The organism is Sphingomonas sp. (genome assembly GCF_031426035.1).
Classification (GTDB): domain Bacteria; phylum Pseudomonadota; class Alphaproteobacteria; order Sphingomonadales; family Sphingomonadaceae; genus Sphingomicrobium.
On record NZ_JANPKO010000140.1, the window covers coordinates 1 to 8,410 of the forward strand.

Consider the following 8,410-nt stretch of genomic DNA (forward strand, 5'->3'; position numbering starts at 1 on the left):
CAAATGACGTTGGACACCACCCGCCCGTCGTCGGGGCGCATGCGCGGGCCGTAGGTGTTGAACAGCCGCGCGACGCGCACGTCGGCGCGGCGCAAGCGGTGGAAATCGAACGCCAGCGTCTCGGCGGCGCGCTTGCCCTCGTCGTAGCAGGCGCGCGGCCCGATGCAGCTGACCGCGCCGCGATAGTCCTCGGCCTGCGGATGCACCTCGGGGTCGCCATAGACTTCGCTGGTCGAGGTCAGCAGCAGCCGCGCGCCGGTCCGCTCGGCGAGGCGCAGCGCGTTGCTGGTGCCGACGACGTTGGTCAGCAGGGTATGCTCGGGGTCGGCCTGGTAATGCGGCGGCGAGGCGGGGCAGGCGAGGTGATAGATGTGGGTGAAGCGAGTGCGCTCGATCGCCTCCGGGAAGGGGGCAATGACGTCGTGCTCGACCAGCTCGAACCGGGCGTCGCCGGCGAGGTGCGAGACATTCTCGTGGCGGCCGGTGACGAAGCTATCGAGGCACACCACGCGCGCGCCGTCGGCGAGCAGGCGGTCGACCAAATGCGAGCCGATGAAACCGGCGCCGCCGGTGACCAGGGCAAAGCGGGTCGTGTGACTGGTCAATGACATCCCGCTGCAATGCTTGGCTGGCCGCGCCCGTTCCCCACGAACGATTGCCGGGCTCGCGCGTTTGAGGCGCGGCGAGTGAGGAGTTACCGAGATGCCAGCAAAAAGCAAAGCCCAGCAAAAGGCCGCCGGCGCAGCATTGTCGGCCAAGCGCGGCGATACGCCGAAGAGCGAATTGCGCGGCGCGTCGAAGCAGATGGCCGAATCGATGAGCGAAAAGCAGCTCGAGGAATTCGCCTCGACCAAGCGCAAGGGCAAGCCCGAGCACGTCGGCGACTGAGTTCGGCTTCCGCTGGGGCCGCGCGCCCGCTAACCCGGGCGGATGGCAGCGGATACGCTTCGGCGGCGGGAGAAACTGGCCGGGCTGGCGCTGATCGGATCGGCGGCGGTGGCGCTGGTGCTCGCCAACAGCCCGGCGGCCGAGGCTTTTCATCATCTGCTCGACTATCGGTTCGGGCCGGCGTTGCCGCGGCTCGGGGTGCCGAGCGTCCACCAGTGGATCGCCGACGGGCTGATGGCGGTGTTTTTCCTGCTCGTCGGGCTCGAGGTGAAGCGCGAATGGTATGACGGCCGGTTGGCCAGCGCGGCCGAGCGGCGGTTGCCGATGGTGGCGGCGGTCGCGGGAATGGCGGTGCCGGCGCTACTGTATCTCGCGGTGATTGGGGTCGACCCGGACCTGGCGCGGGGTTGGGCGATCCCGGCGGCGACCGACATCGCGTTCGCGATCGGGGTGCTGGCGCTGCTCGGGGAGCGCGCGTCGCCGTCGCTCAAGCTGCTGCTGGTGACGATCGCCATCGTCGACGATGTCGGCGCGGTGATCATCATCGCGCTGGTCTACACCAGCGACCTCGATGCGGGCGCGATCGCGGCGGCGGTGGTGATCACCGCGGCGATGGCGGGGATGGCGCTGTTCGGGGTGCGGCGGCTGGCGCCGTTCCTGGCCGGGTTCGCCTTGCTGTGGCTGGCGATGTTGGCGAGCGGGATCCATCCGGCGATTGCGGGAGTGGTGGCGGCGCTGACGGTGCCCTTAGGGCGCGGTGAGGCGCGGTCGCCATTGAAGCGGCTCGAGCATGCCATCCACCCCTACGTGATGTTCGGGGTGATGCCGTTGTTCGGGCTGGCCAGTGCAGGGGTGGCGTTGAGCGGCGGGGTCGGAGCGCTGGTCCAGCCATTGCCGCTGGCGATCCTGCTCGGATTGTTCGTCGGCAAGCAGGCCGGGGTGTTTGGGGCGCTGTGGCTGGCCGACCGCAGCGGGCTCGCGCCGCGGCCGGCGGGGACCAGCTGGGCGCAGCTGTATGGCGTGGCATTGCTGTGCGGGATCGGGTTCACGATGAGCCTGTTCATCGGCCAGCTGGCGTTTCCGGGGGACGCGGCGCGGATCGACGCGGCGCGGCTCGGCACGCTGGCGGGGTCGCTGCTGTCGGCGCTGGCGGGATGGGCGGTGCTGCGGCTGGCCGCGCCGACCCCGGCGCTGGCCGAGGATGCCGATGAGGCCGAGGAGATCTTCGGCGCCGACCAACCGGAGGAGAGGTGATGCGCTGCTTCTGGGACGAGCGGCAGCGCGGCCATGCGCCGGCGGCGGAATTCTACAACGGCGCGCTGCACCCGGCGGCCGAGCATGGTGGCCGGGTCGATGCCATCCTCGCCGCGATCGGGCCGACCGAAGTGCCGCGCGATCACGGCATGGCGCCGCTGCTGGCGGTCCATTCGTCCGAGTACCTGCAATTTCTCGAGACCGCGCATGGCGACTGGCGCGCGGCGGGGCGCGAGGGGGATGCGTTTCCGTACACCTTTCCGGTTGTCCGGCGGCGGCCGCTCGACCTGGCGCGTATCGACGCGCGGCTCGGGCAGCACAGCTTCGACACCGCGACCCCGATCGGCGAGCGGACGTGGGACGCGAGCTATTGGGGCGCGCAGGCCGCGCTGTCGGCATTGGACGCCGTGCTCGGCGGCGAGCGCAGCGCGTTCGCGTTCACCCGGCCGCCGGGGCATCATGCCGGCCGCGATTATCTCGGCGGCTATTCCTATTTGAACAACGCCGCGATCGCCGCCGAGGCGGCGCTGGCGGCGGGGGTCAGGCAGGTCGCGATCCTCGATGTCGATTATCACCACGGCAACGGCACGCAGGATATTTTCTACGAGCGCCGCGATGTCGCGTTCGCGTCGATCCACGCCGACCCCACGATGGATTACCCCTATTTCTGGGGCCATGCCGACGATGGCGGGGAGGCGTCGCTCAATCTGCCGCTGCCGCGCGGCACGACGTGGGCAGAGTATGAGCCGGCGCTGGTCGAGGCGATCGAATGGCTAAGCGGTTTCTCGCCGGAACTGCTGATCGTGTCCTACGGCGCCGACACCTTCGTCGACGATCCGATCAGCCATTTCGCGTTGGAGACCCGCGATTACGCCCCGATGGCGCGCCGCATCGCCGCCTTAGGGCTGCCGAACTTGGTGGTGATGGAGGGCGGCTACGCGGTCGAGGCGCTGGGCGCCAATGTGGCGGCGTTCCTTAGCGGGTTCTAGTGGCGCGGGCCGGTGACGGCGACGATCTTGTCCATCACCGCCAACATCACGCCCGACGCGATGAAGACCAAATGGATGACCACCATCCAGAACAATTGCTGCTCCTTGCCCGGGCTCATGGTGACGCCGTCGAGCGCCATGAAGTTCTTGAGCAGATTGATGCCCGAAATCGCAACGATCGACGCGATCAGCTTCAGTTTCAGTCCGGCGAAATCGACCTTGCCCATCCATTCGGGGCGGTCGGGATGGTCCTTGACGTCCATCTTCGACACGAAATTCTCGTAGCCGGCGAACAGCACCATCAGCAGCAAATTGCCGGTCAAAGTGATGTCGATCAGCGACAGCACCGCGAGCACCGCATCGGATTCGGTCATGCTCAAAGTGTGGGTGACGATGTGCCAGGTTTCCTGGCCGAACTTGACCAGCAGCATGCACAATGCCGCGACCATCAGCAGGTAGAAGGGCGCCATCAGCCAGCGGCTGCCGAACAGCACCGCCTCGAGCCCGCTTTCGAGGCGCTGCGGGAAGCTCGGCGGCGCTTCCTGCTCGACCGGTCTCGCCGCCTTGATCTTGTCGTGACGCACACTCGCCCCCACTGCCGTTGGTGGCAGCGGATTAAGCGAAAACGGTTAAAACTGCGCTAAGGCCGCGCCGCGCCTACAATTTCTCGGTCAGCTCGGGGACGATCTTGAACAGGTCGCCGACCAGGCCGACGTCGGCGACCTGGAAGATCGGCGCTTCCTCGTCCTTGTTGATGGCGACGATGACCTTGCTGTCCTTCATCCCCGCGAGGTGCTGGATCGCGCCCGAAATGCCGATCGCGATGTACACTTCGGGGGCGACGATCTTGCCGGTCTGGCCGACCTGGTAATCGTTGGGCGCGTAGCCGGCATCGACCGCGGCGCGCGACGCCCCGACCCCCGCGCCGAGCTTGTCGGCGAGCGGGTCGAGCAAAGCGTGGAATTGCTCGGAGCTGCCGAACGCGCGGCCGCCCGAGACGATGATTTTCGCGCTGGTCAGCTCGGGCCGCTCGGACTTGCTCAATTCGGCGCCGACGAACGAAGACTTGCCCGAAGCAGCACCGGCATCGACCGCCTCGACGGAGCCCGAACCGCCTTCGGCGGCGGCCTTGGCGAAGGCGGTGCCGCGCACGGTGATGACCTTCTTGGCATCCTTCGACTTGACCGTGGCGATGGCGTTGCCGGCGTAGATCGGGCGCGTAAACGTGTCTTCGCCCTCGACCGACAATATGTCCGAAATTTGCATCACGTCGAGCAAAGCGGCGACGCGCGGGGCGACGTTCTTGCCGGTGGTGGTCGACGAGGCGAGGAACGCGTCGTGGCTCGCCATCAGCGCGGCGGCGACCGGGGCGACATCCTCGGCCAATTGATGCTCGAGGTGCGCGCCATCGGCGACATGCACCTTGCCCGCGCCGGCGATTTTGGCGGCGGCTTCGGCAACCGTGCCGACCCCTGCTCCGGCGACGAGGAAATGCACTTCGCCGAGCTCGGCCGCGGCGGTGACGGTGGCGAAGGTCGCGTCCTTGATCGCGCCGCCTTCATGTTCGACCAGCACCAGCGTTTTCATGCCACCACTCCCAGCGTCTTCAATTTGCTCACCAATTCGTCGACCGAGGCGACCTTGACCCCGGCGGTGCGCTTCGATGGCTCGGTCACCTTGAGCGTCTCGAGCCGCGGCGCGGTGTCGACGCCGAAATCGGCCGGCGTCTTGTTGGCGAGCGGCTTCGACTTGGCCTTCATGATGTTGGGCAGCGAGGCGTAGCGCGGCTCGTTGAGGCGGAGGTCGGTGGTGACGACGGCGGGGGTAGCGAGCTTGACCGTCTCGAGCCCGCCGTCGACCTCGCGGGTTACCTGGACGTCGTTGCCGGCGACTTCGACCTTCGACGCGAAGGTGCCTTGCGGCCAGCCGAGCAGAGCGGCGAGCATCTGGCCGACCTGGTTGGAATCGTCGTCGATCGCCTGCTTGCCGAGGATGACCAGCCCGGGCTGCTCTTCCTCGACCACGCCCTTCAAGATCTTGGCCACGGCGAGCGGCTCGACCTCGTCATCGGTCTGGACCAGGATGGCGCGGTCGGCGCCCATCGCGAGCGCGGTGCGCAGTGTTTCCTGCGCCTTGGCGGGGCCGATCGAGACCGCGACGATCTCGGTGGCGGCGCCTTTTTCCTTCAAGCGGATGGCTTCCTCGACGGCGATCTCGTCGAACGGGTTCATGCTCATCTTGACGTTGGCGAGGTCGACCCCCGACCCGTCCATCCGGACGCGCGGCTTGACGTTGTAATCGATCACCCGTTTGACGGCGACGAGCAGTTTCATTCCTGGCACTCCACGATGCGGTTCAGGCCGCTGCTTTGACTTCGGCGACGATCTTCTTGGCGGCGTCGCCCAAATCGTTGGCGGCGACGATCTTGAGGCCGGACTTGGCGAGGATCGCCTTGCCCTCGGCGACATTGGTGCCTTCGAGCCGGACCACCAAGGGCACCTGGAGATCGACCTCGCGCGCGGCGGCGACGATGCCGTCGGCGATGATGTCGCACTTCATGATGCCGCCGAAGATGTTGACGAGGATGCCCTTCACGGTCGGGTCGCTGAGAATGATCTTGAACGCCGCGGTGACTTTCTCCTTCGACGCGCCGCCGCCGACATCGAGGAAGTTGGCCGGCGCACCGCCCGACAATTTGATGATGTCCATGGTCGCCATGGCGAGCCCGGCGCCGTTGACCATGCAGCCGATGTCGCCGTCCAGCTTGATGTAGGCGAGGTCGTATTTGGAGGCCTCGATTTCGCTTGCCTCCTCCTCCGACAGGTCGCGCATCTGCTCGAGGTCGGGGTGGCGGAATTCGGCGTTGCCGTCGAAGCCGATCTTGGCGTCGAGCACCATCAATTTGTCGCCGGTGATGGCGAGCGGGTTGATCTCGATCTGCGACGCGTCGGTGCCGGTGAACGCGGCGTACAATTGTCCGAGGATCTTGCCGCATTGCTTGGCGAGATCGCCCGACAGGCCGAGCGCGGCGGCGACGGCGCGGCCGTGATGCGGCATCAGCCCGGTCGCCGGGTCGATGGTCAGCGTCTCGATTTTTTCGGGCGTGTCGTGGGCGACTTTCTCGATGTCCATCCCGCCTTCGGTCGAGGCGACGATGGCGATGCGCCCGGTGGCGCGGTCGACGAGTAGGGCAAGATAGAATTCCTTGCCGATGTCGACACCGTCGGTGATGTAGAGGCGGTTGACCTGCTTGCCGGCAGGACCGGTCTGGATGGTGACCAAGGTGTTACCGAGCATGTCGGCGGCGGCGGCGCGGACCTCGTCGATCGACCTGGCGAGGCGGACACCGCCCTTGGCGTCGGGGCCGAGTTCCTTGAACTTGCCCTTGCCGCGCCCGCCGGCGTGGATCTGCGCCTTGACCACCCACAACGGCCCGGGGAGTTTTTGCGCGGCGGCGACGGCTTCCTCGACGCTCATTGCGGGAAAGCCGGCGGGAACCGGGACGCCGAATTTCGCGAGCAGGTCTTTCGCCTGATATTCGTGGATGTTCATGGGGTGGCGCCTTAAGCAATATGCGCCGCCATGCAAAGCGCCGAACGCCAGCCACCGACCGTGCCCGAGCGGCCCCAGCGCAAGATCATTCATGTCGACATGGACGCGTTCTACGCGAGCGTCGAGCAGCGCGACGACCCCGCGCTCAAAGGCAGACCGGTGGCGGTCGGCGGCGGGCATCGCGGGGTGGTCGCGGCGGCGAGCTATGAAGCGCGCAAGTTCGGGGTGCGCTCGGCGATGCCGTCGGTCACGGCAAGGCGGCGCTGCCCCGAGCTGGTGTTCGTCAAGCCGCGCTTCGACGTTTACAAAGCGGTGTCACAGCAGGTTCGCGCAATCTTCGCCGATTACACCGATTTGATCGAGCCATTGAGCCTCGACGAGGCCTATCTCGACGTCACCGAGGACCGGCTCGGGCTGGGCACGGCGCGCAAGATCGCCGAGGACATCCGCCGCCGGGTCCGCGCCGAAACCGGGCTCACCGCGTCGGCCGGGGTCAGCTACTGCAAGTTCATCGCCAAGCTCGCGTCCGACCACAACAAGCCCGACGGGCTGTGCGTGATCACGCCCGAGCGCGGACCCGAATTCGTTGCTTCGCTGCCGGTGGCGCGGTTTCACGGGGTCGGACCGGTCACCGCGCAGAAAATGGCGCGGTTGGGGATCGTCACCGGGGCCGACCTGCGGGAGTGGACTCCGCCCCAGCTCGAGGCGCATTTCGGCAGCGCCGGGCAGTGGTACTGGCGGATCTGCCGCGGCATCGACGAGCGCGAGGTCAAGCCCGACCGGCCGTACAAATCGGTTTCCGCCGAACGCACGTTCGACGAGGATCTGCGCGATCCGGCCGCGCTCGCCGCGCAATTGACGCGCGTTGCCGGGTTTGCGTGGGAGCGGGTCAAGCGTGCCGAAGTGCGCGGGCGGACGGTCACGTTGAAAGTGAAGTTCGCCGACTTCACCTTGATTACGCGCTCGAAGAGCTTCGCTCGACCGATCGCCGAGCAGGATGCGTTCGAGGCGGCGGGGCAGGTGCTGCTGGCGGCGCTGATGCCGGTACCGCAGGGCATCCGCCTGCTCGGTCTCGGGCTCCATGCGCTGGCCGAGGACGATCCCGCAGGTCCGGAGCAACTCGGGCTGGCGATCTGAGCATTTTTCTGTTATATAATTGTCATAGGCCGTCCGCGCCTCTGCGGCGGTCTTTCATGCAGGATCGAATTCACGAACGTGCTTGGCTGGACCGGGGGGTCGCTTGTTGGGGGGCGATTGCGGTGGCGCAGGCCGGCACGCGTGGGTGTTAGAGAAAGGTGCAATGAATGGCTGCTAAGGCCCTTAGCTTCGATGTTGGCGATTATGTGGTGTACCCCAAGCATGGTGTCGGCCGGGTGGTCGAACTCCAGAGCACCGAGATCGCCGGAACCCGCCTCGACCTTTATGTGCTCCGCTTCGAAAAGGAACGGATGACGCTGCGGGTCCCGGTCAACAAGGCCGATTCGGTCGGCATGCGCAAGCTGTCGAGCGACAAGACGATGAAGGACGCGCTGCAGACGCTGACCGGCAAGCCCAAGGTCAAGCGCACGATGTGGTCGCGCCGCGCGCAGGAATATGAAGCGAAGATCAATTCGGGCGACCTGACGTCGATCGCCGAAGTGACCCGCGACCTGTTCCGCGCCGACGACCAGCCCGAGCAGAGCTATTCGGAGCGGCAGATCTTCGAAGCCGCCTCGTCGCGCCTGGCG

The 8,410-nt window shown here is 66.8% G+C and carries 10 protein-coding genes; 5 read left to right on the plus strand and 5 right to left on the minus strand.

Annotated elements, in window-relative coordinates:
* A partial coding sequence (locus RMP08_RS10170) for an NAD-dependent epimerase/dehydratase family protein (RefSeq protein WP_310468883.1) occupies window positions 1-605 on the minus strand: 605 nt, incomplete at its 3' end.
* A 97-nt stretch (window positions 606-702) separates the two neighbouring features.
* Between RMP08_RS10170 and RMP08_RS10175 the strand changes: the two genes are divergently transcribed.
* Genes RMP08_RS10175 through RMP08_RS10185 form a run of 3 tightly spaced genes read left to right on the plus strand, consistent with a single transcriptional unit; the run spans window position 703 to window position 3,131 of the window.
* Window positions 703-888 (plus strand): DUF3008 family protein, encoded by a 186-nt coding sequence (locus RMP08_RS10175; RefSeq protein WP_310468884.1) that lies wholly within the window; start codon window positions 703-705, stop codon window positions 886-888.
* A gap of 42 nt (window positions 889-930) precedes the next feature.
* Complete coding sequence (gene nhaA, locus RMP08_RS10180; RefSeq protein ID WP_310468885.1) at window positions 931-2,142, plus strand: Na+/H+ antiporter NhaA; 1,212 nt, start codon at window positions 931-933, stop codon at window positions 2,140-2,142.
* Window positions 2,142-3,131 (plus strand): histone deacetylase family protein, encoded by a 990-nt coding sequence (locus RMP08_RS10185; RefSeq protein ID WP_310468886.1) that lies wholly within the window; start codon window positions 2,142-2,144, stop codon window positions 3,129-3,131. Before nhaA ends, RMP08_RS10185 begins: the two co-directional genes overlap by 1 nt.
* Here RMP08_RS10185 and RMP08_RS10190 read toward each other — a convergent pair.
* The 4 genes from RMP08_RS10190 to sucC form a co-directional block, all read right to left on the minus strand.
* Window positions 3,128-3,715: a TIGR00645 family protein gene (locus tag RMP08_RS10190; protein ID WP_310468887.1), complete on the minus strand. Its 588-nt coding sequence runs from the start codon at window positions 3,713-3,715 to the stop codon at window positions 3,128-3,130. The genes RMP08_RS10185 and RMP08_RS10190 overlap by 4 nt on opposite strands.
* Window positions 3,716-3,788: 73 nt before the next feature.
* Window positions 3,789-4,718, minus strand: a complete 930-nt coding sequence (locus RMP08_RS10195; RefSeq protein WP_310468888.1) for an FAD-binding protein — start codon at window positions 4,716-4,718, stop codon at window positions 3,789-3,791.
* On the minus strand, window positions 4,715-5,464 hold the full coding sequence (locus RMP08_RS10200; RefSeq protein WP_310468889.1) for an electron transfer flavoprotein subunit beta/FixA family protein: 750 nt from the start codon (window positions 5,462-5,464) through the stop codon (window positions 4,715-4,717). The genes RMP08_RS10195 and RMP08_RS10200 overlap by 4 nt, the downstream gene beginning before the upstream one ends.
* Window positions 5,465-5,486: 22 nt before the next feature.
* Entirely contained in the window at window positions 5,487-6,683 is a 1,197-nt protein-coding gene (sucC, locus tag RMP08_RS10205) for an ADP-forming succinate--CoA ligase subunit beta (RefSeq protein WP_310468890.1), read from the minus strand.
* 30 nt (window positions 6,684-6,713) lie between these two features.
* On the opposite strand from sucC, the gene dinB reads away from it, so the two are divergent.
* On the plus strand, window positions 6,714-7,820 hold the full coding sequence (dinB, locus tag RMP08_RS10210; protein WP_310468891.1) for a DNA polymerase IV: 1,107 nt from the start codon (window positions 6,714-6,716) through the stop codon (window positions 7,818-7,820).
* Window positions 7,821-7,987: 167 nt separating this feature from the next.
* Window positions 7,988-8,410, plus strand: a 423-nt coding sequence (locus RMP08_RS10215; RefSeq protein WP_310468892.1) for a CarD family transcriptional regulator, incomplete at its 3' end; no start/stop codon positions are given.

Excerpts from the sequence above, each read along its gene's own strand:
- RMP08_RS10195 (WP_310468888.1), bottom strand. The coding sequence starts at position 4,718 with ATGAAAACGCTGGTGCTGGTCGAACATGAAGGCGGCGCGATCAAGGAC.
- RMP08_RS10175 (WP_310468884.1), top strand. The coding sequence starts at position 703 with ATGCCAGCAAAAAGCAAAGCCCAGCAAAAGGCCGCCGGCGCAGCATTG.
- RMP08_RS10200 (WP_310468889.1), bottom strand. The coding sequence starts at position 5,464 with ATGAAACTGCTCGTCGCCGTCAAACGGGTGATCGATTACAACGTCAAG.
- RMP08_RS10185 (WP_310468886.1), top strand. The coding sequence starts at position 2,142 with ATGCGCTGCTTCTGGGACGAGCGGCAGCGCGGCCATGCGCCGGCGGCG.
- dinB (WP_310468891.1), top strand. The coding sequence starts at position 6,714 with ATGCAAAGCGCCGAACGCCAGCCACCGACCGTGCCCGAGCGGCCCCAG.
- sucC (WP_310468890.1), bottom strand. The coding sequence starts at position 6,683 with ATGAACATCCACGAATATCAGGCGAAAGACCTGCTCGCGAAATTCGGC.
- nhaA (WP_310468885.1), top strand. The coding sequence starts at position 931 with ATGGCAGCGGATACGCTTCGGCGGCGGGAGAAACTGGCCGGGCTGGCG.